The organism is Frankia sp. Mgl5, assembly GCF_023242985.1.
GTDB classification, from domain to species: Bacteria; Actinomycetota; Actinomycetes; order Frankiales; family Frankiaceae; genus Parafrankia; species Parafrankia soli.
Genome location: NZ_JALKFY010000809.1, coordinates 52,097 through 74,966 on the forward strand (window position 1 = coordinate 52,097; position 22,870 = coordinate 74,966).

Consider the following 22,870-nt stretch of genomic DNA (forward strand, 5'->3'; position numbering starts at 1 on the left):
ATAATGTTCAGTGTCCCCTCGCTTCCGAATGGCGAGCGGGCACAGGAGGTCGTCGAGGCGATCCGGGTCGTGCTGCGGAAACACGGAATCGACGAGAGTGTCGCCGTCACCGTCGAGGGAGAATGCGAAGTTGTCGGAAAGACGACACCGCACCCGATCATCGTAAGCCGCCTGGCTGGTGAATGGACGGCCGAGGTGGAGGCCGATATCGCCGAGGCGGCCCGGGGAGCCGAGCCGTCCGCCGTGCCGTCGGTGTCCCACCACTATCCGGACCAGGACGATGTCGTGGGTGTGCTGCCGGCCGACGGCGGGACGTTCACCTGGGTCGCCGCCGTGGCGTTCGATTCAACGGGCACGCTCCTCGCCGCAGCGCACCAGGACGGGACGGTACGGATCTGGGACACCGTGGAGGGGCGGATCCGTCATCGGCTGAGTGCTCACGACGGTCGCGCCGAATCCCTCGCGTTCAGTCCGGACGGCCGGCACCTCGTGACCGGTGGCGACGACCACAAAGTCCGGATCTGGGATGTCGAGACGGGGTCGCGGACCGAAGCCCACACCCCGGATGAGCACCACCGTAAGGTGACACACGTCGCGTACCATCCCGACGGTCGCAGAGTGGCAAGCGCCAGCCATGACGGGAAGGTACGGATCTGGGACACCGCCGGCGACGTCCAGCCCGTCTGGCTTTCCGGCCACCGGGAATTCGTCGACATGGCGTCGTTCCACCCGGACGGTCGGCTGGTGGCCAGCGCCGGCCATGACAAGAAGGTGCGGATCTGGAACGTCGAGACCGGCCGGTGCCTACGGGTCGTGCGCAACAACCCGACCTACGCGACCGCCGTGGCGTACAGCCCGACCGGGGAGTACCTGGCAGCCGGCTCCGACCGTGGCGTCGACGACACGGGACGGGGCGACTCCGACAAGGGGCGGGTCGTCATCTGGGACGGAGCGGGAAAGAGCCAGCTGGTCGAGCTGACGCCCCTGGACAGTCACGTCCGTGACCTGGCGTTCTCGCCCGACGGGAGGGAACTGGCCACGGTGGCGTTCACGACGTCGGTGGGGGAGCGGCAGGACCGCCAGTCGGTGCAGGTCTGGGCGGTGCCCTCCGGCGAGCTGCTGCGTACGGTCGACGACCCGGGCGGGATCGCGTCCATGGCCCTGTCGGCGGACGGCCGGCGTCTGGCCACCGGCGACATCGAAGGGTTCGTGACGGTACGCGACCTGACGACAGGCGAGATTGTCCAGACGCTTCCGCCACGGGCCGGCTGAATCGGCCGTCCGCCCGCGACACCGGCCCGGCTTCCGTCATACGGTTCACCGTCGGGTCCGCATATTCTGACTGTGTCGCCTCCAGGAGGAGTGGTCGGATGGCAGACCAGTCCGCGCGCCGCGTGGGGCGCCCGCCGTCCACGGTCGACGGGCGGACGGTGCCCGAGCGGCTGCTTGGCGTTGCGCTCAGGCTGTTCGCCGAAAAGGGCTTCGAAGGGACCTCGGTCCAGGACGTGGTGGCGGCGGCCGGAGTGACCAAGGGCGCGATGTATCACTACTTCGGCTCCAAGGACGACCTGCTCTACGAGATCTACGGGCGGGTACTGCGCATGCAGACAGACCGGCTCGAGAAGGCCGCCGCCCACGAGGGGCCGGTCGAGGAACGTCTTCACGCGGCGGCCGCCGACGTGGTGGTCACGACGATCGAGAACCTCGAAAGCACTACGATCTTCTTCCGTTCGCTGCACCAGCTGAGCGAGGAGAAGCAGAAGGCGGTGCGCCGCGAACGCCGGCGTTACCACCAGACCTTCCGCGCCATGATCGAAGAGGGGCAGGCCTCCGGCGTCTTCCGTGACGACCTGGACGCGGACCTGATCGTCGACTACTTTTTCGGCTCCGTGCACCACCTGCCGATGTGGTGGAAGCCCCAGGGCAGGCTCTCCGAGCGCGAGATCGGCCGGTCATTCGCCGACCTCCTGCTGGCCAGCCTGACCTCGCGCTGACCTCGCGCTGGCCACGCGCGCCGGCCTCGGCCGACCAGGCTCCCCGCCATCGGCGATGTAACCGTTGACAGGCCTGGTCGGCTCCCGCATCCTAAATACCGACCAGACGGTATGTACCTCGGGTGGTGACGACCCCGTCGAGGTTTCGCAGCGGAGTGGATCAAGCGGATCCAAACAGCGCCTGGTTCACAGGGAAGGAATCTCGATGCCGGAAGCCGTGATCGTCGCCACCGCCCGCTCGCCGATCGGCCGCGCGGTGAAGGGCTCCCTGAAGGACATGCGTCCGGACGACCTCACCGTCCAGATGGTGCGGGCGGCGCTGGCCAAGGTGCCCGAGCTCGACCCGGCCGAGATCGACGACCTGGTGCTCGGCTGCGGCCAGCCGGCGGGGGAGTCGGGCAACAACCTGGGCCGTGCTGTCGCCGTGCTGGCCGGTCTGGACCACGTGCCCGGCACCACCGTGAACCGCTACTGCTCCTCGAGCCTGCAGAGCACCCGGATGGCGATGCACGCGATCAGGGCGGGGGAGGGCGAGGTGTTCCTCTCCGCCGGGGTCGAGACCGTGAGCCGGTACTTCAAGGGCAACGCCGACAACCTGCCCGACACCCGGAACCCGGTGTTCGCCGAAGCGCAGGCCCGCACCGAGAAGTTCGCCGCCGGTGGCGAGACCTGGGCAGACCCCCGCGGCGAGGGCTGGCTGCCTGACCTCTATATCGCGATGGGGCAGACCGCTGAGAACGTCGCCCAGCTCAGAGGCGTCACCCGGGCGGACCAGGACGCGTTCGGCGTGCGCAGCCAGAACCTCGCGGAGAAGGCGATCGCGGACGGCTTCTGGGCCTGTGACATCACCCCGGCGACCCTTCCCGACGGCACCCGGGTCACCGGGGACGACGGGCCACGGGCCGGCGTCACGCTGGAGGCGGTCGCGGCGCTGAAACCGGTGTTCCGCCCCGACGGCACGGTCACGGCCGGCAACTGCTGCCCGCTCAACGACGGCGCCGCCGCGGTGGTGATCACGTCTGACGCGAAGGCGAGGTCGCTGGGCGTCACGCCGCTGGCCCGGATCGTCTCCACCGGCGTCACCGGTCTCTCGCCGGAGATCATGGGGCTCGGCCCGGTCGAGGCCTCAAGGCAGGCGCTGGCCCGGGCCGGTCTCACCATCGACGACATCGACCTGGTCGAGATCAACGAGGCCTTCGCCGCCCAGGTGATCGCGTCGGCCCGTGAGCTCGGCATCGACGAGGACAGGCTGAATGTGAACGGCGGCGCGATCGCGGTCGGCCACCCGTTCGGCATGACCGGGGCCCGGATCACCAGCACGCTGATCAACTCTCTGCGGTACCACGACAAGCAGTTCGGACTGGAGACCATGTGCGTCGGCGGCGGGCAGGGCATGGCGATGGTCATCGAGCGGCTGAGCTGAACGGGAGGTCAGGTGATGAGCGCGAGATTCTCGGGAAAGACCGCGATTGTCACCGCGGCCAGCCGTGGCATCGGCCTGGCCGTTGCCGAGCGACTGGTCGCCGACGGAGCGAAGGTCGTCGTCACCGCCCGTAAACGGGAGCCGCTCGAGGAGGCCGTCGCCCACCTCGGTGGACCTGAGCACGCGCTCGGCGTGGCCGGCCACGCCGACGACTTCGACCACCAGGCCGAGGTGGTCAAACGGGCGATCGACGCCTTCGGAAGCGCCGACCTGCTGGTCAACAACACCGGCATCAACCCCACCTACGGCCCGATGATCGAGATGGAGTCGTCCGCCGCGCGGAAGATCGTCGAGGTCAACTGCATCGCCGCGCTGTCCTGGGTGCGGCAGGTGCACCAGGCCTGGATGAAGGAACACGGTGGCGCGGTCGTCAACGTCTCCTCGGTCGCCGGCCTCAGGACCGCGCCCGGGATCGGCTTCTACGGCGCCAGCAAGGCGATGCTGACCCACATCACCCGGCAGCTCGCCGTCGAGCTCGGCCCGGACATCCGGGTCAACGCCGTCGCTCCCGCGGTGGTGAAGACGGCGTTCGCCACCGCGCTTTACGAGGGCCGCGAGGAGGAGGTCGCCGCGGCGTACCCGCTGAAGCGACTCGGGACGCCTGCGGACATCGGCGGCGTGGTCGCGTTCCTGCTCTCCGACGACGCCGCGTGGATGACCGGTCAGTCGCTCGTCGTGGACGGCGGCGTCACCCTCACCAGTGGCTTCTGACATGCCCGAGAGCGACCAGGGCGTGGTTGTCACCGGCGCCGGGAACGGCATCGGCCGGGCGATCGCCACCCGGCTGTCCGCCGAGGGCGCGCGCGTCGTGGTCAACGACCTTGACGCCGAGGCGGCCGAGCGGGTCGCCGCCGAGATCGGTGGACACGCTCTCCCAGGGGACGCCGCCGCTGAGGACGGGCTCGCGACGCTGGTCGAGTCCGCCCGCGGACATCTCGGCGAGATCGACATCTGGTTCGCCAACGCCGGCGTCGATCGAGGCAAGGGCCTGGCAGCCACCGAGGCGGACTGGACGGCCAGCCTGGAGGTCAACGTGCTCGCGCATGTGCGCGCCGCGCGCCTGCTGCTGCCGGGCTGGGTGGAGCGTGGGGCGGGCAGGTTCGTGGTCACCGCGTCCGCGGCCGGACTTCTCACCATGCTCGGCAGTCCGACGTACTCGGTCAGCAAGCACGCCGCGGTGGCCTTCGCCGAGTGGCTGTCAGCGACCTACCGGCACAGGGGCGTGATCGTCCAGGTGGTCTGCCCCCAGGGGGTGAAGACCCGGATGTTCGACGAGGCCGGCGAGCTCCAGGATCTCCTCAGCCTGGACACCGTGCTCGCCGTGGAGGACGTGGCCGAGGCGGTGTGGCAGGGCCTGCGGGACGGCCGGTTCCTGGTGCTGCCGCATCCGGGCGTGGGCGACTACTACGCCGCCCGGGCCGCGGACCCGGACCGGTGGCTGACCGGGATGAACAGGCTTCAGCAACGACTGGAGAGCCGAAGGGCCGTCTGATGATGCCGCGGAGCCTGCCCGGCCTCGACCTGCCCCGGCTCACCGACTGGTTCACCACCTCGGTGCCCGGAGCGCAGGGGAACCTGTCCGCCCGCCTGATCGCCGGCGGCAAATCCAACCTCACCTACGAGGTGGCCGACGGGAAGAACACCTGGATCGTCCGCCGCCCGCCGCTTGGGCACGTGCTCGCGACCGCGCACGACATGGCGCGGGAATTCCGGCTGATGTCGGCGCTGCAGGACACCGGGGTGCCGGTTCCGAGGACATACGCGCTGTGCCGGGACGAGTCGGTGCTGGGTGCGCCGTTCTACGTCATGGAGCGGGTGGCGGGCACGCCGTACCGCCACGCCGCCGAACTGGAAGCGCTCGGCCCGGAACGCACCCGGCTGATCTCGGGCAGCCTCGTGGACACCCTTGCCGCGCTGCACGAGGTCGACCCGGCGGCGGTCGGGCTGGCCGACTTCGGCCGCACCGAGGGGTTCCTGGCCCGCCAGGTGGGCCGGTGGAAGAAACAGCTCGACGCGTCGCGCAGCCGCGACCTGCCCGCCGCCGACGAGCTGCACGCCCGCCTCGCGGCTGATGTTCCCTCGGACTCGGCGCCGGGCATCGTGCACGGTGACTATCGGCTTGACAACGTCCTCATCGACGAGTCCGACCGGCTGGTCGCGGTCATCGACTGGGAGATGGCCACGCTGGGAGACACGCTGACCGACCTGGCGCTGCTCGTGTTGTACCAGCGGTTGGGCGCGATGCTCGGTGGCACCTTCGTCGACGCCTCCTGCGCCCCCGGTTTTCTCAACGAGGCCGAGATCCTCACCCGGTACACCGCCCACAGCGCCCGTGACCTGTCCCGCTTCGGGTTCTACCTCGGGCTCGCGTCCTTCAAGCTGGCCGCGATCCTTGAGGGCATCCACTACCGCGGGCTCCACGGTCAGACCGTCGGCCCGGGTTTCGAGCACATCGGCGAGGCCATCCATCCCCTGCTCGACGCCGGCCTGACCGTACTCAGGGAGCGCACCTGATGGACTTCGCCCTCGACGCGAAGACCGAGGAGCTGCGCGACAGCCTCCTCGACTTCATGGACACCCAGGTAAACCCGGCCGAGCCGGTATTCCACGAACAGCTCGGCCAACTGCGGAACAAGTGGGCCTGGGACTCCGCGCCCGCATTCGCCGGGCTGCGCGCGCAGGCGCGCAGGCGCGGCCTGTGGAACCTCTTCCTCCCGGGCGAGCACGGCGCCGGGCTCACCAATCTGCAGTACGCCCCGCTCGCCGAGATCACCGGCCGCATCCCGCACCTCGCACCAGCCGCCCTGAACTGCGCCGCCCCCGACACCGGGAACATGGAGGTGCTCTCGATCTTCGGCACCGCCGCGCAGAAGAAGGAGTGGCTGGAGCCACTCCTCGAGGGCGAGATCCGCTCGTCGTTCGCGATGACCGAGCCCGACGTGGCGTCCTCCGACGCCACCAACATCACCACCTCGATCGTGCGGGACGGCGACGAGTACGTCATCAACGGCCGCAAGTGGTGGATCACCGGCGCGATGAACCCCAACGCCCGGATCCTCATCGTGATGGGCAAGACCGACCCCGCCGCCGACCGGCACCGCCAGCAGTCGATGATCCTCGTCCCGCGTGACGCCCCCGGGGTCGAGATCAGGCGCGGCATGGAGGTGTTCGGGTACGACGACCACGAGCACGGCGGCCACGCGGAGATCGTGTTCGCCGACGTCCGGGTTCCGGTGAGCAACCTGATCGGCGAGGAGGGCCAGGGCTTCGCGATCGCGCAGGCCCGGCTCGGCCCCGGCCGGATCCATCACTGCATGCGCTCCATCGGCATGGCCGAGCGGGCCATCGAGCTCATGTGCGAGCGGGCCGGTGACCGGGTCGCGTTCGGCAGGCCGCTCGCCGAGCAGGGAGTGGTCCGGGAGTGGATCGCCGAGTCCCGGGTCCGGGTCGAACAGCTGCGGCTGTTGGTACTCAAGACCGCCTGGCTGATGGACACCGTCGGTAACAAGGGTGCCCACACCGAGATCCAGGCGATCAAAATCGCCACCCCCGCCGCCGTCGAGTGGATCCTCGACAAGGCCATCCAGGTGCACGGTGCCGCCGGCCTCAGCCAGGATCTGCCGCTGGCATACTGCCAGGCCCAGATCCGCACCCTGCGGTTCGCCGACGGCCCCGACGAGGTGCACAGGAACGCCTTGGCGCGCGCCGAGATCCGACGCCAGGCCGAGGCGAGGAAGTCGCCATGACGATCAGCCAGATCCGGCCCTCCCGGGCCGCCCGGCACCGTACGGAGGCCCGATGAACCGTGATCTGCCCGAGGAACTCCACCGGCGCGTGGAACAGTTCCTTGCCGAGCACGACACGGCGACCACGGAGCGCGTGACCTGGCTCCGGGCGCGGTTCGACGCCGGGCTGGCCTGGGTGTCCTTCCCCGAGGGCCTGGGCGGGCTGGGTCTGCCGCAGGCACTGCAGGCGAAGGTGGACCGTCTCCTCGACGAAGCTGGGGCGCCTGACAACAACCGGCAGGCCAACGGCATCGGCCTGGGCATGGCCGCGCCGACGATCCTCAGGTTCGGGACCGACGAGCAGAAGCGGCGTTTCCTGCGGCCGCTGTGGACCGGTGAGGAGATCTGGTGCCAGCTTTTCAGCGAGCCCGGCGCCGGCTCCGACCTTGCCGGTGTCGCCACCCGCGCGGTTCGTGACGGCGACACCTGGCTGGTCAACGGGCAGAAGGTGTGGACCTCGGGCGCCCACCAGGCCCGGTTCGCGATCCTGCTCGCCCGCACGAACCCCGACGTGCCGAAGCACGGTGGGCTGACCTACTTCCTGTGCGACATGACCGACCCCGGCGTCGACGTCCGGCCGCTGCGCCAGATCACCGGCGAAGCTGAGTTCAACGAGGTCTTCCTCACCGACGTGTCGATTCCCGACAGCCAGCGGCTCGGCGCCGAGGGGGAAGGTTGGAAGGTCGCCAACGCCACGTTGAACAACGAGCGGGTGGCGATCGGCGGCAGAGCCGCACCTCGCGAGGACGGCATGATCGGGGTGGTGGCCGACACCTGGCGGGCGCACCCGGAGCGCCGTACTCCCGAGTTTCATCACCGGCTGCTCGGGCTGTGGGTCGAGGCCGAGGTCGCCCGGCTCACCGGCCAGCGGCTGCGGCAGAAGCTCGCACTCGGTCAACCCGGCCCGGAGGGCGCGGCGATGAAGCTCACCTTCGCTCGGCTCACCCAACAGCTCAGTGGGCTGGAACTGGAGCTGCTCGGCGAGGACGGCCTGCGCTACTCCGACTGGACCATGGTCCGGCCTGACAAGGTCGACATGACCGGCCACGACGCCGGCTACCGCTACCTACGCGCCAAGGGCAACTCCATCGAGGGCGGCACCTCGGAGATCCTGCGCAACATCATCGCCGAACGGATCCTCGGCCTGCCCGCCGAGCCGCGCGTCGACAAGGACATCCCCTGGAAGGAGCTGCCCCGGTGAGCGAGCTCGATCTGCTCTACACCGACGTCGAGGACGACCTGCGCTCCTCCGTGCGTGATCTGCTTGCCGACCACTGCGACCCGGCCGCGGTGACCGCGGTCTACGACGGCGACCGGTCCCTCGTGGGCGGGCTGTGGAAGGCCCTGGCCGTCGACCTCGGCCTCGCCGGCCTGCTGGTGCCCGAACACCGCGGCGGTGCGGGTGCGTCGGCCCGTGAGGCCGCCGTAGTGCTGGAGGAGCTCGGCCGCGCGGCGGCGCCGGTGCCGTTCCTCACCAGCGCCGTCGTCGCGACCACCGTCCTGCTGGAAGCGGAGACGGACCTCCTGCCCCTGCTGGCCGAGGGGAAGCGGACCGCCTGCCTCGTCGTGCCACTCTCGATCGGCCCCGCCGACGGAGAACTGCCGTCGGTCCGCGCCGAGGCCGGGGGCCGGCTCACCGGCACCATCACCAGCGTGGCGGGGGCCCTGGAGGCCGACGTACTGCTGGTGCCGGCCCGGACGACCGACGGCCTGGCCGTATTCGCCGTCGACACCACCGCGGCTGGCGTGACGCCGGTGGTCTCGCTGGATATGACACGCCAGCTCGCGGACGTCACCCTCGCCGGCGTGGCCGGCGAGCTCGTGGTCCGGGACGCCGAGCCCGCGATCCGTCGTGCTTTGGAGACCGGGGCCGCCCTGCTCGCCTCCGAACAGCTGGGCGTGGCCTGTTGGTGCCTCGACACGACGGTGGCCTTCCTCAAGGAACGCCGGCAGTTCGGCCGTGCGCTTGGTGGCTTCCAGGCCCTCAAGCATCGTCTCGCGGACCTCTACACCGGCGTCGAGTCCATGAACGCCGCTGCCCGCCATGCCGCCGCAGCGCTCGCGGCCGGCGATCCGGACGTTCCCGTGGCGACCGCGGTGGCGCAGGTCTACTGCGGCGACCTCGCGGTCACCGCCGCCGAGGAGGCGGTGCAACTGCACGGCGGCATTGGGATGACCTGGGAGTACCCGGCGCACCTGTACCTCAAGCGGGCCAAGGCCGACCAGATCGCGTTCGGCGCGCCGGGCGCCAACCGTGGCCGGCTCGCGGGACTCGTCGGACTGGAGACGTGATGATCGAGATCGGGGCGTTCCGCTCGCCGGGTGTTCTGTGTTTCGAGACGTAGGGCCGGCTCAGTACCCGTTGGCGCTCGGTCGGCCCTGAGCGCCGTCCACGGCGATGGTGGCTCCGTTCACCCAGCTGGCCCGCTCTGAGAGCAGGAAGGTGACCACGTCCGCGACCTCGTCGACGGTGCCCAGTCGCCGGGCGGGGAAGTCCCGCCGGACGAACTCGTCGAACTCGTTCGGGTGGCGCCGGGAGTACCTCTCCCACCCGCCGCCGGGGAAGAGGACGGATCCCGGGCTCACGGCGTTGACGCGGATGTTGAGCGGGCCCAGTTCTCGGGCGAAGGCCGAGGCCAGGTAGTTCTCCGCGGCTTTGGCCGCCCCGTACTGCGCCCGTGGCGACGGCTTCGACGCGGAGATCGACGAGACGATGACGACTGCCCCGCCGCCGTTCATCTGCATGTGCGGGACGGCGGTGCGGATCGCCCGGACGGCGTGTCCGGTGTTGAGTTCGAACGTCTGCGCCCAGTCCTCGGGGGTGGAGTCGAGCAGGCCGCCTCCGACGGTGCCGCCGACGTTCGCGACCAGCAGGTCGACGCCACCGAGGGCCTCGGCGGCGGCATCGACGAAGCGTTCGACCTCGCCCGGTCTGGTCACGTCGGCGATGACGCCGACGACGTCGGACTCGGCACGCCCGAGGCCCGCTGTCGCTTCCGCGAGCGTGTCGGGATCGCGTCCGCAGATCCCTACCCGGCAGCCTTCGGTCGACAGACGGGCGGCGATCGCGTGCCCGATGCCACGCGAGCCTCCGGTGACGAGCGCGGCCTTACCGTTCAGATGAAGATCCACTAGAGTGTGTCCGCCTACCGGTCGTGCGTCGAACCCGCCCCGGTACTGTTCCGCGCCGCAGGACCGGTTCCAGGTGGCATCTGGACGCTCGGGAACGACGGGCTCGGCCGGGCCCGGACCGAGCGGACCGAGCGGACCGCGTGCCAGGCCCGCCCGGGACCACCTCGGTGCTGCCCTCGCCGCGCGATCGGAGGTAGCACGGCACGACGGTCACCCCGGACTGGTGCTCAGTGAGCCTTGTCGAAAGCCTCGACGATGTTCGACGCGATACGACCCCGGTCGCTCACCGTGTAGCCGTTGCTGCGCGCCCACTCGCGGATGTCGGCGGTGCGGTCGGTTCCCGCGGCGCGCGGCGAGGCGGCGCGCGGGCCGCGCCGTCCGCTGCCGGCGCGGCCACCGGAACGGCGGGCCGCCGTAACGAACGAGGCCAGTGACTCCCGCAGTTTTGTGGCGTTCGTCTCTGACAGGTCGATCTCGTAGTGCGCGCCGTCCAGCCCGAACCGGACGGTCTCCTCAGCCGTCTCTCCGCTGAGGTCGTCGATCAGCGAAACGATGGTCTTCTGCGCCATGAGCATTCCCCGTTCATACGTGCGGACCGTGTATCCGCGATGTATTGCATACCGTATCGCGTAATCGCACGGATGGGCCTGTCGCATCCGCCGAAATCGGCTAATCATGACCGGATGGCTTCCGGATGGGAGCATCACATCGGGCTTGTGGAGCACTCTTGGGTGGCTCATGGGCCGGCGAGTCAGGAGTCGCGGGCGGAGTCCCGTGCGCTGACGCGGTACCGGCCCGGTGGCTGCGAGCGGGCGCGGGTGAAGGCGCGGTTGAAGGCGTAGACCGAGGTGTACCCGACCGACCTGGCGATGCTTTCCAGCGTGTCGTCGGTGTCCCGCAGCCGGCGGGCCGCGAGGTCCATCCGCCAGCGGGTGAGGTAGGCCCCGGGCGTCTCGCCGACTACCGCGGGGAACCGCCGCGACAGCGTGGCGCGGGACACGGAGATCTCACCGGCCAGGGCCTCGGTGGTCCAGGCCCGCGCGGGATCCTCATGGAGCTTCGCGACCGCGGCGCCGACAACCGGATCGTCGAGGACACCCAGCCAGGAGGCCGCGGGCCGGGCCTGGCCGGTCGCGAGCCACACCCGCAGCAGCTGGATGAGGAGGATGTCGACGAGCCTGTCCAGGACGACGGCTGTCCCGAGCCGCGGATGGGCGAGTTCACGCCCGAGCAGCCGAACGGTGTCCTCGAGGCACCCCCCGGCGTTGTCCGCACGGATGTGGACCAGGTCGGGAAGCAGGGTGAGGACCTGGGTCGTGACGGCGGGGTCATGCGAGTAGTGCGCGCACAGGATGTGGGTGCGGACCGGGCCGGAGCCGATCCTCACCGCGCCGGAGTCGGCCCACTCCCAGCTGTCGAAGGCGTGCGCACCGGTTCGAGCCAGAGTGCCGGTGTCGCTCGCCAGGACGTGTTCGGTGCCGCTCGGCAGGAGAACGACGTCACCGGGCATGAGCTGGCGGGCGGACTGGCCCGGGCTCGCCAGCCAGGCTGTTCCCGCGGTGACCGCGTGGAAGGCGGCGCCGCGCGAGGCCGCCGCCCACCAGCCCCAGTTCTCCCCGGCCTCGATCCTCGCCCCGAGGGTGCCGCGAACCCCCGAGACCGCCAGCACGTCGGCGAGGACATCCACGGACGCAGCGTACCGGGAGGCCTCATGTGGTGAGGCAGACGGATATCAGAATGAGCATCTCAGGCATCCACACGCTCATGGCCGCGCCCTACGGTTCATCCATGAACCTCTCCGGAAGCATCGCCCTCGTCACCGGCGCGAACCGCGGCATCGGCCGCCACTTCGTCGAACAGCTCCACGACCGGGGGGCGTCGAAGGTCTACGCCACGGCGCGCAACCCCCGGTCGGTCGACCTCCCCGGTGTCGAGACGCTGCCGCTCGACATCACCGACCCGGACTCGGTCGCCGCGGCCGCCGCCGCGGCATCCGACGTCACACTGCTGGTCAACAACGCCGGCGTGTCCACCGCGCAGAATCTCGTCACCGGCGATCTGGCGAAGATCCGTCTTGAGATGGACACCCACTTCTACGGAACTCTCGCGATGGTGCGCGCGTTCGCTCCGGTGCTCGCCGGCAACGGCGGCGGCGCGGTCCTCAACGTCCTTTCCAGGCTGTCCTGGCTGTCCTATCTCGGGGCCAACGCCTACAGCGCGGCCAAGGCCGCCGAGTGGAGCCTGACCAACGGAATCCGCCTGGAGCTGCGCGAGCAGGGCACCCTCGTCACGGGTCTGGTCCTGAGCAGCACCGACACCGACATGATGGCCGGCTGGGACATCCCGAAGAACGATCCGGCCGATGTCGTACGTGCGGCGTTGGACGGCCTGGAGGCCGGGCGGTTCGAGATCCTCGCCGACCGGGACAGCACCGAGGCCAAGGCGGCGCTCAGCACCGACCCGGGCGTCCTGTACGCCCAGACCGGATGACTGCCCGCACGCGCGGAACCTTCCGTTTCCCCGGGACGAGACCCGCCGCCATCGGCTTCTTGCTGACCGAGTCGGCATCTCTCCGGCGACGCAGTCATCGCCTCAGGAAACCCGAGTCACGATCGCACGAGGAGTCCCTGCTGAAAGGGGTAACGACAGGGACTCCCTGCGGCCGGTTGATCGTGATTTAACTCGGATGATCTGGGGGAGGGCGTGAGTCTCCAAGGAACTGCGTGTGGTGAGGTGGGGCCCGTGGTGCCGAGCCTTCCGTTACCGTCGGGTCCTGCGCCGCTGAGCACGCTCAGATCATCGTCTCCGATTTTCGACGGGAAGAGGAACGCCCCATGTCCACCAGGACGCACATAACGCTGAACAACGGGGTCGAGATGCCCGCGGTCGGTCTCGGTGTCTTCCAGACCCCGCCGGAGGAGACCCGGTCGGCTGTTGAGGCGGCGCTGTCGGCCGGTTACCGGCACATCGACACCGCGGCGGCCTACGGCAACGAGCGGCAGGTCGGCGAGGCCGTCCTCAAATCCGGCGTCGACCGGACCGACGTCTTTCTGGAGACCAAGATCTGGATCAGTGACTACGGCTACGACCAGACCCTGCACGGCTTCGAGAAGAGCGCGCGCAAGCTCGGTATCGACCAGATCGACCTGCTCATCCTGCATCAGGCGCTGCCGTCGGAGTTCGACAGGACGCTGGAGTCCTACCGCGCCCTGGAGACGCTGCTCGCCGACGGGAAGGTCCGCGCGATCGGGGTCAGCAACTTCATGGTCGAGCACCTCACCGCCCTGCTTGAGCGGGCGAGCGTCGTCCCCGCGGTGAACCAGATCGAAGTGCACCCCTACTTCGCCCAGCGCGAGGTGCAGGCGTTCGGTGCCAAGCATGGCATCCACACGCAGGCGTGGTCACCGATCGGTGGAATCACGTTCTACCGTGCGGGCAGCCACGACAGCACCCTGCGGGACCCGGTGATCGGTGAGATCGCGCAGGCGCACGGCAGGACGCCGGCGCAGGTGATGCTGCGCTGGCACCTGCAGCAGGGCCGGTCGGTGATCCCGAAGTCGACGCGGCCGGAGCGGATCGTCGAGAACTTCGACGTGTTCGACTTCGCGCTGACCGACAAGCAGCTCGCCGCGATCGACGGCCTCGACACCGGCCGGCGCGGCGGCCCGGAGCCCAGCGACATCACTCTTGCGACCTTCAGTAAAGTGATCCCCGAAGCCTGATTACCCCACTTCATCCTGTGAGGCCCCAGAACTCGGATCGAAAATCACAGGAGATTGACGCGCCGCAGCCATACGTCGACGTCGGCGCCGGCTTGCGCGACTTCTTCGCCGCGTACCGCGAGGCCCGCTCCGATGGTTGCGCCGGGACACGAGGCGGCGTAGTCGCGTTCTGTGGTTCCCAGTCCACTCATGGCGTAGGTCGTGACCGGAAGCACGGTCTTGCCGCTGAAGTCCAGGCTCTCCGTGAACGTCGACATGATCATCGGCGCTCTGACATTCCAGATCGGGCTTCCCAGTAGAACCGTGTCGTACCGTTCGATCGAGCGCAGGGGATTGGCGATGGCCGGGCGTGCGTCGGCGTTCTGTTCGCGGACATTTCGCCCGACAGTCTGCTCGTAGTCGTCCGGGTATGGGTCGGCCGGCTCGATGCGGTGAACGTCGCACCGGACCCGCGTGCTGATCATGCCAGCCAGCGCCTCGGTGTTCCCGATGTCAAGGTGATTACGCCCGCCGTAGTAATAGTTCTCGCCCGCCCGGGAGAAGTAGGCCAGCAGAACGGACTGCTCCGCCGGGGCCGGCGTCGCGGGCCGTGCCGAGGGTGAGGGCGCTGGCCGACGTGGCGAGGGCGCGGAACATCCGCTGACGGGGACACCGGCCAGCACCGTCGCTCCTGCGCCGAGCGCGCCACGCAGGAGCGACCGGCGCAGGAGCGACCGGCGCCCGAGCACGGCCGGCCTCTGGCTACCAATGTTCATCCTCATCGGCCGGTGCTCGGCGCGAGGCTGCGCGAGCCGTGCCGTTCCGTGTACTGAGCCCCGCCCGTGCTCGACAAGCCCAGGCCCGGCGCCGCGGCCCTCCTCGTGCTCCATGAGGCTCCCTGACGTTGCGGATGGACGATGCCGCGGGTCAGCGCCCGAGCGGCGTCCGACCCAGAACTGGCCGGGTCAGCCGATCGAAACCGCCCGCCGGACGCGGCTGGGAGTCCCGGTCGTGAGGGGTCCCGGCAGTACCTCCCACCACCGATGGGCGTCGCCGTACCGTCGGGCCCATGGACAACCGCGCCGAGGTTCGCGACTTTCTCGTCGGCCGGCGCGCCCGGATCAGCCCCGAACAGGCCGGACTGGCCACTTTCGGTGAGACCCGTCGGGTTCCGGGCCTGCGCCGCGGTGAGGTCGCCCACCTCGCCGGCGTGAGCGTGGAGTACTACACCCGCCTGGAACGCGGAAACCTCGCCGGCGTGTCGGAATCCGTCCTGGACTCCCTGGCCCGGGCGCTACACCTCGACGAGGCCGAGCGCGCCTACCTGTTCGACCTCGCCAGGACCGCCACAGGCCCCGCACGACCGGCACGGGGAAGCCAGCATGCCCGGGTGCGGCCCAGCATCCGCCGCGTCCTGGACGCCATCACCGGCGCGCCGGCCTACGTACGCAACGCGCGCATGGACATCCTCGCCGCCAACGACCTCTGCTTTGCCCTTTACGCCGACATCCTCACTCCGCGGACCCTCCCGGTGAACTTCGCGCGGTTCCTGTTCCTCGACCCCCGGGCCACCGACTTCTTCATCGACTGGCCCACCATCGCCGACGCCGCCGCCGCGGGCCTGCGCGGTGAAGCCGGCCGCAGCCCACTCGACCGTCAGCTCTCCGACCTCATCGGGGAACTGGCGACCCGCAGCGACGAGTTCCGCGTCCGCTGGGCCCGCCACAACGTCCGCCTCCACCGCACAGCGGTGAAACGACTACGTCACCCGGTCATCGGCGACATCGAACTGACCGGCGACGCCATGGAACTACCCGCGGACGCGCTCACCCTCATCACCTACACGGCCAGCCAAGCCACCGCCCAACAGCAACTCGACTTCCTGGCCAGCTGGACCAGCGACCGGCAACATCCCCGCGCAGGCGGCCCCACGCCGGTAGCGACGATCCTGCCGGCGTCGAAAACCCGGCCGAGCCGTCGCACCGACGGCGACGGACCGGCGTAACAGTACGGCGGGAGAACGTGTCATCCGCCCCGCCGCTCGCGTGAAGTCGACATCGCTCCTCGGGCGACCTGACCTCCTCGTCAATCTTGCTCGTCCAATCTTGTCGAAGGATTCACCATGGAATACGCCAACCTCGGAACCTCCGGGCTGAAGGTCAGCCGTATCGCGCTCGGCTGCATGAGTTTCGGCAGGCCCGGCACGGGCCGCGACTGGGCGCTGGACGCCGACGCCGCCAAGCCGATCTTTCAGCAGGCCGTCGACCTCGGCATCACGCTGTGGGATACCGCCAACACCTATAGCCGGGGGACGTCCGAGGAGATCACCGGTGAAGCCGTGAAGCGGTACACGAGCCGCGACCAGGTCGTGATCGCGACGAAGCTGTTCGCGCCGATGGGCCCCGGACCCGGCGGCCGGGGCCTTTCGCGCCGGGCCGTCTTCGAGCAGCTCGACGCGTCGCTGCGACGGCTCGGCACCGATTGGATCGACCTTTACCAGATCCACCGATTCGACCCGCACACCCCCGTCGAGGAGACGATGGAGGCCCTCCACAACGCCGTGAAATCGGGCAAGGTGCGCTACCTGGGCGCTTCCTCGATGTGGGCCTGGCAGTTCTCCAAGCTGCAGTACACCGCGCAGCTGCACGGCTGGACGAAGTTCATCTCCATGCAGGACCAGTACAACCTCGTCGCCCGCGAGGAAGAGCGCGAGATGTTCCCGCTGTTGTCGGACCAGGGCGTCGGCAGCCTGCCATGGTCGCCGCTCGCCGCCGGCCTGGTGACCCGGCCGTGGGGTGACGCGAGCACGACCCGCGGAGCGCTGAACCCGACGGCCGACGCGTCCGGCACCCCGCTGTTCCTCGACAGCGACCGCGGGACGGTCGACGCGGTCCAGCGCATCGCCCAGGCACGGGGGATCTCGATGGCGCAGGTGGCGATGGCGTGGGTGCTGCGCAACCCTGTCGTGACCGCCCCGATCGTCGGAGCGACCAAGTCGCACCATCTCGCCGACGCCGTGGCCGCGCTCGACATCGATCTCGGTAAGGACGAGGTCACTGCTCTGGAGGAGAGCTACACGCCGCGCAGGCCGACCTACTACGGCTCCGAGTCGGGGTACTGAGCCTGTGACCAGATTCCGTCCTCGACGCACAAGGAGCTGATGCCGATGCAGACCTGGTTGATCACCGGCTGTTCCACGGGCCTGGGCCGCGCGCTCGCGCAGGCCCTGCTCGATCATGGCCACAACGTGGCCGCCACAGCCCGGGACGTCGCCCACGTGGCCGACCTCGCCGAGGCGTATCCCGACCGCGCGCTCGCGCTGGCACTCGACGTCACCGATGGTGCGCAGGTCACGCGCGCCGTCCAACAGGCCGAACAGCGGTTCGGTGGTGTCGACGTGCTCGTGAACAACGCCGGCTACGGGTACCGGGCGGCGGTCGAGGAGGGCGACGAGGACGACGTCCGCCGGCTGTTCGCCACCAACGTCTTCGGCGCGGTGTCGATGGTCAAAGGTGTGCTCCCGGGCATGCGCGCGCGACAGCGTGGCGCGATCGTCAACATCTCGTCGATCGGTGCGCGCATCTGCCCACCGGGATCGGGCTACTACTCGGCGACCAAGGCGGCGCTCGAGGGCCTGACGGGTTCGCTGCGCAGAGAGCTCGGGCCGCTCGGCATCCACACGATCGTCGTCGAGCCCGGTGCCTTCCGGACCGACTTCGCGGGCCGCTCTCTCCAGCAGGCCGCGACGCCGATCGCCGACTACGCCGACACGGCCGGGCGCCGCCGCAAGGAGCACGACACGACGCACGGCACCGAGCCGGGCGACCCGGCGAAGGCCGCCGAGGCGATCATCGCCGCCGTCGAGTCGGCGTCGCCACCCGCGCTGCTCGTACTCGGTCAGGACGCCGTGCGGCTCTTCCGTGACACCTTGGAGGGCCAGCTCGCTGAGCTGACGGAGTGGGAGAAGACCAGCCTCGCCACCGCCGTCGACGCCTAGGCCGTACCGCCGCCCATCCGGACCGACGGATATCCGTCCAGGTCACGAGGGCTTCGCCATCGTCATCAGCACGTAGACGCCACTGACCCGACCGGGGCTACCGGTCGGGTCAGTGGCGTCTGGTCGAGTCAACCGTCATCGACCGATTGCCCTCGGGCGAGCTGGCAGATCACTTGCCCTGATGCGTTGACCACGACAGGGTCCCTCGCTATGGTACTTACATACGTACAGGTGTTCGCATATAAGAACATGCGAGTAAGAGCGTGTGTTTAAGGACGTCATGGTCATTGTTGTGACTGCCGAACCGTCGACGAGAAGCCCGGCTCCTGACTCTGCGTCCGCCGGCGGACCTGATCTCTGCTTCCGCTTATCTGTGGGTAATCGCACGTCGGCGCAGGCGTCATCCGTCGCCATCGGCAGCGTGATGTAGTGCAGAGAGATGCTCTGGTCGCAGAGAGTAAGCGAGGTTTATGTGGCGTAATCATCCTCGTCGCCGCAACGATACTGATGCATCTGGTCCACTCGCCGTCGCCGTATCTTCTCGGCGGCCTGATCGGCGGTGCCGCGTTCTCGCTCGCGTTCGGAGCGCCATGGCGGTTTCCTGAGCCGGCGCGGCATTTCGGCATGGCGCTGATCGGGGTCAGTGCGGGCGCGCTGATCGACTCCGATGTGATCCGGCGGATAGCCAGCCAGCCCGTTGAGGTGCTCGGTGGTGTCGCCGTCACACTGGTCTTTTCGATGGCGACGGGCCTGGTTCTCGTTTTGTCGCCGAAGGTCAACCTGGCCACGGCGGTCTTCTCCTCGATGGCGGGCGCTGCCTCCGGCGTGTCGGCCATGGCCAAGGAGCTGGATGCCGACGACGCGATCGTCTCGGCCGTCCAGTACGCGCGCGTGGTGGTTGTCGTGGTTTCGCTGTCGCTGGTTGCGCCGATCCTCGACCGCTCCGGGAGTCTCTCTCCGGCCGATCGCGGGCCCGCTGCCGTCGAACCCGTCCTGTGGCAGAGCCTCGTGTTCACGGCGCTGTGCATGGGAGTCGGCCTGCTCCTCGCACAGGTCCTTTCCTTCAGCGGCTCGCGGTTGGTCGTCCCGATGCTGCTCTCGATGGCGGTTGCGCTGGTGGTGTCCGTCCCGCTTGCCGTCCCGGAGCCGCTGCTCGATCTCGGTTACACCATCACCGGGCTTGCCGTTGGGTTTTCTTTCACTGCGGCCACGATCCGCCTGTTGATACGGCTGTTCCCGTTGGTGCTGGTGCAGTTGGTTCTGAGCGTCGGGGGCTGCGCCGTGATCGGAATCGTGTTCGCCCGGGCGGTCGGAATTCCGGACCTCGCTGGATACCTGGCGATGACCCCTGGCGGTCTCCCGGCGGTGACGGCTGTCGCGGTCCAGTCCGGCGCGGAGGTCGGACTGGTCATCACGATGCAGCTCGTACGGGTGTTCGCCGCCATCCTGAGCGCGTCGCTCATCGGCACCCTGGTCAGACGCCGGAGCCGGCTGACGGGTGCCTGACCATCCCGGTCCACCCATCGCCGGCGATCCTATGTGCGTACAGATATTCATATATGCGAACTCTGCGCTAGGCTGGAGCGAGAGGCCTTGTCAGGGTTGTCGCCGCGGCCCCAGGAGGACGCCATGAGCTTTCCGTCCGTAAGACACGTGACACCGTCCGTCCGCGTCTTCGCCGGCGAGGGCGCGCTCGCCGCGCTGCCCCGCGAGTTCGACCGCGCGGGGATCCGGCGGGCGGTCGTGTTCTGCGGGGCCTCGATGCGCCGTCACACCGAGGCGGTGGCAAGGGTCGAGTCGGCGCTTGGCGACCGGCTCGCCGGATGGTTCGACGGAGTCCGCGAGCACAGCCCGCTTCCCGCGGTCGAGCACGCGCGCGAGGTCCTGGAGGCGACCGGCGCCGACGCCGTGGTGGCGCTGGGCGGCGGGTCCGCCATCGTGACCGGCCGCGCCGCCAGCATCCTGCTGGCGGAGAAGGCCGACGTTCGCGATGTCTGCACCCGCCGCGTCGACGGCCGGCTGGTCAGCCCGAAGCTCGACACGCCGAAGATCCCCCAGTGGATCATTCCGAGTACTCCGACCACGGCCTACGCCAAGGCGGGAAGCGCGGTGCGGGACCCGGAGACCGGGGAGCGGCTGGCCCTGTTCGACCCCAAGACCCGCGCCGCCGGCGTGTTCATGGATCCCGTGATCGCCGGCACCGCGCCGGTGTCGCTGGTGCGGTCATCTGCCCTGAACGCCTTCGCCATGGCCGTCGACGGCCTGCAGTCGGACACCGACGATCCGCTCGCCGACGCGCTGCTGGCGTATGCGCTCCGCCTGTCGAGGGAGTGGCTGCCGCGCCTCGACGTCGCCTCGGACGGGGAGCCGCGCCTGCGCCTCATGTTCGCCGCGCTCCTCGCGGGCCAGGGCAGCGACCACACGGGCACCGGCCTGGCCCAGGCGCTCTCGCACGCGGTCGGCCCGCGCTCCACGGTGGCGAACGGGACGGTCGAGGCGATGCTCCTGCCGCCCACGATGCGCTTCAACACCCAGGTGACGAAGCGGCGCCTCGTCCAGGTCGCGGAGGTCCTCGGCGGCGGACACCGGCCTGACGATGGTGCGGCCGAGGCGATCGACGCCGTCGAGCACCTGCTCGCGGCCGTCGGCGTGCCACGCCGCCTGCGCGACGTCGGGGTTGATCGCGCGGCCCTGCCGGAGATCGTCGAGCACGCCATGGACGACTGGGCCATCACCCGTGTCCCGCGCCCGGCGACCCGGGAGGATCTCGAGGCGCTTCTCGACCGCGTCTGGTGAGGGCCTCCCGGGGAGATCCGGGACTTCTGCCGACGCTTGGGACCAGGTAAGCTTGTTTCGTACTTACGAACGGATATTCGCTAATGCGTCAATGTGGGGATGTGAGGCGATGGCGGCGGCCGGCCGCACCTCACGGGACGCGACGGTCGTCGTCCCGGGCGGCGCCGAACCAGAGGAGGTACGCGGGATGTCACTGGGCCTGGTCACTGTCGATCTTCAGGGAAGTGTGGCGGTGGTGGAGATGCACCGACCGCCGAACAACTTCTTCGACGAGGCCAGCCTCCGCGAGCTGGCGCAGGCCCTGCTGCGCGTCGACGCCATGCCCGAGGCGCGCTGTGTGGTGCTCTGCTCGCAGGGGCGGCACTTCTGCGCGGGCGCTGATCTGCGCGACGTCGACGCGGACGGACTGCGTCGGGTCTACCGCGAGGCGTTCACCATCTTCACCGCGCGCAAGCCCGTCATCGCCGCGGTACAGGGCGCCGCGATCGGTGGTGGTCTCGGGCTGGCCCTGGCCGCCGACTTCCGGGTTGCCGCCGAGAACGCGCGGTTCAGCGCGAACTTCGCCCGGCTGGGCTTCCACCAGGGCTTCGGTCTCTCGGTCACCCTGCCGGCGGCTGTCGGGTCACAGAAGGCGCGCGATCTGCTGTACACAGGTCGCTCGGTCAACGGTGCTGAGGCGCTCGCGATGGGGCTGTGTGACCGGGTCACGGCGGCCGACCCGCGGGAGGAGGCCCTGGCCTGGGCCCATGACGTCGCCCTGTCGGCGCCGCTCTCCCTGCTGTCGATCAGGTCGACCCTGCGGCGTGAGCTCGTGGCACGGGTGTCGGCGGCTCTCGACCAGGAGGCTGCCGCGCAGGCGGTCCTGCTCGGGACCGACGACTTCCGGGAGGGAGTCCAGGCTTCAATCGGCAAGCGGGCGCCGTCCTTCACCGGAGCCTGAGCGGGTGTTGCACCGAGGTCGGGGTTAAATATGGCCATGACTGATCATCCGTCCCCGAAGCTCGACGGTGCTCCGCAGAACCACCGGACGATCGACCGGGTTACTCGCATCCTGGAAGAAGTCGTTTACAACCCGGGAATGACGTTCGTAGAGCTGGTGCGGGCGCTGGATGCTCCGAAAAGCTCTGTGCACGGCTTCGTTCGAGGGCTTCTCGCAGCAGGGTGGGTCTATGAGGACAACCACCGTTTCTACCTGGGCCCAGCACTGTACGGTCTGACGCTCGCCAGCGGTGGCTTCCGTGCCGGAATGGTGACCGACAACGACGTGGCCGCGCTTTATGAGGCGGCGGGTGTCACGGTCTTCCTGGGCGTCCAGGCCGGAGATCACCTGATCTACGTGTCCGAGTTCGGTGCGGACAGGCTGGCGGGTTTCGCGGCGCGGAACAACATCCGCCGTACCATGCTGGGGACGGCCGGTGGCAAGGCGATTCTCGCCGCGCTTCCCGCCGCCCAGCGGGACGCGTACCTGCGCCGACGGAATCCGGACGAATCCGGGCTCGTGGATCAGTTCCTCGCGGAGTACGAGGACATCAGGAGAACGCGGATAGCCCGGAACACGTTGCACGGCGGTACGCGCTTCGCCATCGCCACCGTCGTGTCGGGCCAGTCGGGCGAGCCGGTCGCCGAGGTCACCCTGGTGGGACCCAGTACAGAAATGCTGCCCCGGGAAGAGCAACTGGCAGATCTGCTTCTCGGGCACGTCGACTCGTGGCGGCGGCGAGCGCCCGGAAGCGCCAAGAAGCAGGGCCGAGCGACCGGGCGGTGAATTTCTGATCACAGATGACCGGTTGCCGGTGACGGTCGGGGGGATCGCGGAGATCGTGCGCTGTGAACCACCGGGATCGTTACCGTCAATGGTTTACAGTCGAATCGGGAGTATTCGTGTCTGTTCATGCTCGGTCCGCTCGTGCTCGCCGGTCGTGTCTGGCTGTTCCGGCTTCGAACGTGAAGATGTTGGGTAAGGCGCAGGGGCTTCCTGCCGA

Annotated in this window: 22 protein-coding genes and 1 pseudogene; 19 read left to right on the plus strand and 4 right to left on the minus strand. The window is 69.3% G+C overall.

The genetic code is table 11. The features are described 5' to 3' along the window. Positions 1–3 precede the first annotated feature (3 nt). The 9 genes from MXD62_RS30645 to MXD62_RS30685 all read left to right on the plus strand — a co-directional run bounded on the left by MXD62_RS30645 (position 4) and on the right by MXD62_RS30685 (position 9,554). The gene (locus tag MXD62_RS30645) at positions 4–1,272 is read left to right on the plus strand and encodes a WD40 repeat domain-containing protein (protein ID WP_248832852.1); all 1,269 of its coding nucleotides are present in this window, start codon (positions 4–6) and stop codon (positions 1,270–1,272) included. A gap of 98 nt (positions 1,273–1,370) precedes the next feature. After that, positions 1,371–1,994, plus strand: coding sequence for a TetR/AcrR family transcriptional regulator (locus MXD62_RS30650; protein WP_251082554.1), 624 nt, complete (start codon positions 1,371–1,373; stop codon positions 1,992–1,994). Between the two features lie 205 nt (positions 1,995–2,199). After that, entirely contained in the window at positions 2,200–3,417 is a 1,218-nt protein-coding gene (locus MXD62_RS30655) for an acetyl-CoA C-acetyltransferase (protein WP_248832854.1), read from the plus strand. A gap of 15 nt (positions 3,418–3,432) precedes the next feature. Continuing rightward, on the plus strand, positions 3,433–4,188 hold the full coding sequence (locus MXD62_RS30660) for an SDR family oxidoreductase (RefSeq protein WP_248832855.1): 756 nt from the start codon (positions 3,433–3,435) through the stop codon (positions 4,186–4,188). Position 4,189: 1 nt separating this feature from the next. Beyond that, complete coding sequence (locus MXD62_RS30665; RefSeq protein ID WP_248832856.1) at positions 4,190–4,969, plus strand: SDR family oxidoreductase; 780 nt, start codon at positions 4,190–4,192, stop codon at positions 4,967–4,969. Next, the gene (locus MXD62_RS30670) at positions 4,969–5,991 is read left to right on the plus strand and encodes a phosphotransferase family protein (RefSeq protein WP_248832857.1); all 1,023 of its coding nucleotides are present in this window, start codon (positions 4,969–4,971) and stop codon (positions 5,989–5,991) included. The genes MXD62_RS30665 and MXD62_RS30670 overlap by 1 nt, the downstream gene beginning before the upstream one ends. Next, positions 5,991–7,223 (plus strand): acyl-CoA dehydrogenase family protein, encoded by a 1,233-nt coding sequence (locus tag MXD62_RS30675; protein WP_248832858.1) that lies wholly within the window; start codon positions 5,991–5,993, stop codon positions 7,221–7,223. Before MXD62_RS30670 ends, MXD62_RS30675 begins: the two co-directional genes overlap by 1 nt. Positions 7,224–7,275: 52 nt before the next feature. Continuing rightward, a complete protein-coding gene (locus MXD62_RS30680) occupies positions 7,276–8,463 on the plus strand; it encodes an acyl-CoA dehydrogenase family protein (protein WP_248832859.1) in 1,188 nt (395 codons plus the stop codon). Next, positions 8,460–9,554, plus strand: a complete 1,095-nt coding sequence (locus tag MXD62_RS30685; RefSeq protein ID WP_248832860.1) for an acyl-CoA dehydrogenase family protein — start codon at positions 8,460–8,462, stop codon at positions 9,552–9,554. Before MXD62_RS30680 ends, MXD62_RS30685 begins: the two co-directional genes overlap by 4 nt. A gap of 60 nt (positions 9,555–9,614) precedes the next feature. Here the strand turns inward: MXD62_RS30685 and MXD62_RS30690 are convergent, their stop codons facing one another. The 3 genes from MXD62_RS30690 to MXD62_RS39930 all read right to left on the minus strand — a co-directional run bounded on the left by MXD62_RS30690 (position 9,615) and on the right by MXD62_RS39930 (position 12,081). Next, the gene (locus tag MXD62_RS30690) at positions 9,615–10,394 is read right to left on the minus strand and encodes an SDR family NAD(P)-dependent oxidoreductase (protein WP_248832861.1); all 780 of its coding nucleotides are present in this window, start codon (positions 10,392–10,394) and stop codon (positions 9,615–9,617) included. Positions 10,395–10,621: 227 nt separating this feature from the next. Then, the gene (locus MXD62_RS30695) at positions 10,622–10,963 is read right to left on the minus strand and encodes an Lsr2 family protein (protein WP_248832862.1); all 342 of its coding nucleotides are present in this window, start codon (positions 10,961–10,963) and stop codon (positions 10,622–10,624) included. Positions 10,964–11,145: 182 nt separating this feature from the next. Then, positions 11,146–12,081, minus strand: coding sequence for an AraC family transcriptional regulator (locus tag MXD62_RS39930; RefSeq protein ID WP_248832863.1), 936 nt, complete (start codon positions 12,079–12,081; stop codon positions 11,146–11,148). A 101-nt stretch (positions 12,082–12,182) separates the two neighbouring features. Here MXD62_RS39930 and MXD62_RS30705 point away from each other — a divergent pair, with 101 nt between their 5' ends. Together MXD62_RS30705 and MXD62_RS30710 are read left to right on the plus strand one after the other, a co-directional pair. Next, on the plus strand, positions 12,183–12,884 hold the full coding sequence (locus tag MXD62_RS30705) for an SDR family oxidoreductase (RefSeq protein ID WP_368862472.1): 702 nt from the start codon (positions 12,183–12,185) through the stop codon (positions 12,882–12,884). A 344-nt stretch (positions 12,885–13,228) separates the two neighbouring features. Then, positions 13,229–14,116, plus strand: a complete 888-nt coding sequence (locus tag MXD62_RS30710; protein WP_248832865.1) for an aldo/keto reductase — start codon at positions 13,229–13,231, stop codon at positions 14,114–14,116. A 44-nt stretch (positions 14,117–14,160) separates the two neighbouring features. On the opposite strand, the gene MXD62_RS30715 is transcribed toward MXD62_RS30710, so the two are convergent. Continuing rightward, a complete protein-coding gene (locus tag MXD62_RS30715; protein ID WP_248832866.1) occupies positions 14,161–14,871 on the minus strand; it encodes a flavodoxin in 711 nt (236 codons plus the stop codon). A 293-nt stretch (positions 14,872–15,164) separates the two neighbouring features. Here MXD62_RS30715 and MXD62_RS30720 point away from each other — a divergent pair, with 293 nt between their 5' ends. From MXD62_RS30720 to MXD62_RS41065, 8 genes and pseudogenes are all read left to right on the plus strand, one after another. Then, complete coding sequence (locus tag MXD62_RS30720) at positions 15,165–16,100, plus strand: helix-turn-helix transcriptional regulator (protein WP_248832867.1); 936 nt, start codon at positions 15,165–15,167, stop codon at positions 16,098–16,100. 117 nt (positions 16,101–16,217) lie between these two features. Further along, positions 16,218–17,216: an aldo/keto reductase gene (locus MXD62_RS30725; RefSeq protein WP_248832868.1), complete on the plus strand. Its 999-nt coding sequence runs from the start codon at positions 16,218–16,220 to the stop codon at positions 17,214–17,216. A 45-nt stretch (positions 17,217–17,261) separates the two neighbouring features. Next, the gene (locus MXD62_RS30730) at positions 17,262–18,092 is read left to right on the plus strand and encodes an oxidoreductase (protein WP_368862473.1); all 831 of its coding nucleotides are present in this window, start codon (positions 17,262–17,264) and stop codon (positions 18,090–18,092) included. A gap of 429 nt (positions 18,093–18,521) precedes the next feature. Beyond that, positions 18,522–19,598 (plus strand): AbrB family transcriptional regulator, encoded by a 1,077-nt coding sequence (locus MXD62_RS30735; protein WP_020462038.1) that lies wholly within the window; start codon positions 18,522–18,524, stop codon positions 19,596–19,598. Between the two features lie 123 nt (positions 19,599–19,721). After that, complete coding sequence (locus MXD62_RS30740; protein ID WP_248832870.1) at positions 19,722–20,888, plus strand: iron-containing alcohol dehydrogenase family protein; 1,167 nt, start codon at positions 19,722–19,724, stop codon at positions 20,886–20,888. A 187-nt stretch (positions 20,889–21,075) separates the two neighbouring features. Further along, positions 21,076–21,828 carry an enoyl-CoA hydratase/isomerase family protein gene (locus MXD62_RS30745; protein WP_368862474.1) on the plus strand — a complete coding sequence of 251 codons (753 nt, stop codon included), beginning with the start codon at positions 21,076–21,078 and terminating at the stop codon, positions 21,826–21,828. A gap of 36 nt (positions 21,829–21,864) precedes the next feature. Next, positions 21,865–22,653 (plus strand): IclR family transcriptional regulator, encoded by a 789-nt coding sequence (locus tag MXD62_RS30750; RefSeq protein ID WP_248832872.1) that lies wholly within the window; start codon positions 21,865–21,867, stop codon positions 22,651–22,653. Positions 22,654–22,769: 116 nt separating this feature from the next. Then, positions 22,770–22,870 (plus strand): annotated as a pseudogene (locus MXD62_RS41065) (CoA ester lyase); the annotation flags it as partial.

Excerpts from the sequence above, each read along its gene's own strand:
- MXD62_RS30645 (WP_248832852.1), top strand. The coding sequence starts at position 4 with ATGTTCAGTGTCCCCTCGCTTCCGAATGGCGAGCGGGCACAGGAGGTC.
- MXD62_RS30650 (WP_251082554.1), top strand. The coding sequence starts at position 1,371 with ATGGCAGACCAGTCCGCGCGCCGCGTGGGGCGCCCGCCGTCCACGGTC.
- MXD62_RS30655 (WP_248832854.1), top strand. The coding sequence starts at position 2,200 with ATGCCGGAAGCCGTGATCGTCGCCACCGCCCGCTCGCCGATCGGCCGC.
- MXD62_RS30660 (WP_248832855.1), top strand. The coding sequence starts at position 3,433 with ATGAGCGCGAGATTCTCGGGAAAGACCGCGATTGTCACCGCGGCCAGC.
- MXD62_RS30665 (WP_248832856.1), top strand. The coding sequence starts at position 4,190 with ATGCCCGAGAGCGACCAGGGCGTGGTTGTCACCGGCGCCGGGAACGGC.
- MXD62_RS30670 (WP_248832857.1), top strand. The coding sequence starts at position 4,969 with ATGATGCCGCGGAGCCTGCCCGGCCTCGACCTGCCCCGGCTCACCGAC.
- MXD62_RS30675 (WP_248832858.1), top strand. The coding sequence starts at position 5,991 with ATGGACTTCGCCCTCGACGCGAAGACCGAGGAGCTGCGCGACAGCCTC.
- MXD62_RS30680 (WP_248832859.1), top strand. The coding sequence starts at position 7,276 with ATGAACCGTGATCTGCCCGAGGAACTCCACCGGCGCGTGGAACAGTTC.
- MXD62_RS30695 (WP_248832862.1), bottom strand. The coding sequence starts at position 10,963 with ATGGCGCAGAAGACCATCGTTTCGCTGATCGACGACCTCAGCGGAGAG.
- MXD62_RS30705 (WP_368862472.1), top strand. The coding sequence starts at position 12,183 with ATGAACCTCTCCGGAAGCATCGCCCTCGTCACCGGCGCGAACCGCGGC.
- MXD62_RS30710 (WP_248832865.1), top strand. The coding sequence starts at position 13,229 with ATGTCCACCAGGACGCACATAACGCTGAACAACGGGGTCGAGATGCCC.
- MXD62_RS30715 (WP_248832866.1), bottom strand. The coding sequence starts at position 14,871 with ATGAACATTGGTAGCCAGAGGCCGGCCGTGCTCGGGCGCCGGTCGCTC.
- MXD62_RS30720 (WP_248832867.1), top strand. The coding sequence starts at position 15,165 with ATGGACAACCGCGCCGAGGTTCGCGACTTTCTCGTCGGCCGGCGCGCC.
- MXD62_RS30725 (WP_248832868.1), top strand. The coding sequence starts at position 16,218 with ATGGAATACGCCAACCTCGGAACCTCCGGGCTGAAGGTCAGCCGTATC.
- MXD62_RS30730 (WP_368862473.1), top strand. The coding sequence starts at position 17,262 with ATGCAGACCTGGTTGATCACCGGCTGTTCCACGGGCCTGGGCCGCGCG.
- MXD62_RS30740 (WP_248832870.1), top strand. The coding sequence starts at position 19,722 with ATGAGCTTTCCGTCCGTAAGACACGTGACACCGTCCGTCCGCGTCTTC.
- MXD62_RS30745 (WP_368862474.1), top strand. The coding sequence starts at position 21,076 with ATGTCACTGGGCCTGGTCACTGTCGATCTTCAGGGAAGTGTGGCGGTG.
- MXD62_RS30750 (WP_248832872.1), top strand. The coding sequence starts at position 21,865 with ATGACTGATCATCCGTCCCCGAAGCTCGACGGTGCTCCGCAGAACCAC.